Source organism: Streptomyces amakusaensis, from assembly GCF_039532665.1.
Taxonomy (GTDB): Bacteria; Actinomycetota; Actinomycetes; order Streptomycetales; family Streptomycetaceae; genus Streptomyces; species Streptomyces amakusaensis.
Map to the genome: position 1 here is coordinate 1 of NZ_BAAASB010000082.1, position 810 is coordinate 810.

An 810-nucleotide genomic window follows, 5' to 3' on the forward strand; every position below is an offset into this window, starting at 1 on the left:
CCGGATGTGTATGTGGTGCAGTTGGTTTTCGGGTTGGAGGGGAGGGTTGATGCTGGTCGGTTGAGGGGTGCGGCGGAGGCGTTGTTGGTGCGTTATCCGCAGGTGGGTGCGCGGTTTGTGGTGCGGGGTGAGGGTGATCCGGTTCAGGTGGTTCCGGTGGGGGTGGAGTTGCCGTGGCGGGAGGTTGATCTCCGGGGTTCCGGTGTGGCTTTGGAGGGGGTGGTGGTGGAGGAGCGTGGTCGTCGTTTTGATGTGTCGCGTTCTCCGTTGTTGAGGTTTGTGCTGGTGCGGTTGGGGGCGGAGCGGTATTCGCTGGTTCTGACGGTTCATCATCTGGTGGTTGACGGGTGGTCGGTGCCGTTGTTGGTGCGTGATTTGTTTGTGTTGTACGGGTCGGGTGGGGAGGGTGTGGGGCTGCTGCCGCGGGTGGTTCCGTATCGGGAGTATCTGGTGTGGCTGGCGGGTCGTGATCGTGGTGTGTCGCGGGGGGTGTGGGGTTCGGCGCTGGCGGGGGTTGAGGGTGGTTGCCGGCTGGTGGGTGGTGTGCCGGGCGGTGGTGGTGCGGTGGTTCCGGAGCAGGTGGTGTCTGGTTTGCCGGTGGGGTTGTCGGGTCGGTTGGGGGTGGGGGCTCGGGCTCGTGGGCTGACGGTGAATACGTTGGTTCAGGGTGCGTGGGCGGTGTTGCTGGGTGTGTTGACCGGTCGTGATGATGTGGTGTTCGGGTCGACGGTTTCGGGGCGTCCGCCGGAGTTGGCGGGTGTGGAGTCGATGGTGGGTTTGTTCATCAATACGGTTCCGGTGCGGGTGCGG

1 protein-coding gene is annotated in these 810 nt (G+C 64.6%); it reads left to right on the top strand.

Annotation, left to right across the window (positions count from 1 at the left end):
- Nucleotides 1-12: 12 nt before the first annotated feature.
- The coding region (locus ABD371_RS35720; RefSeq protein ID WP_344486946.1) for a condensation domain-containing protein at nucleotides 13-810 on the top strand (798 nt) is incomplete at its 3' end.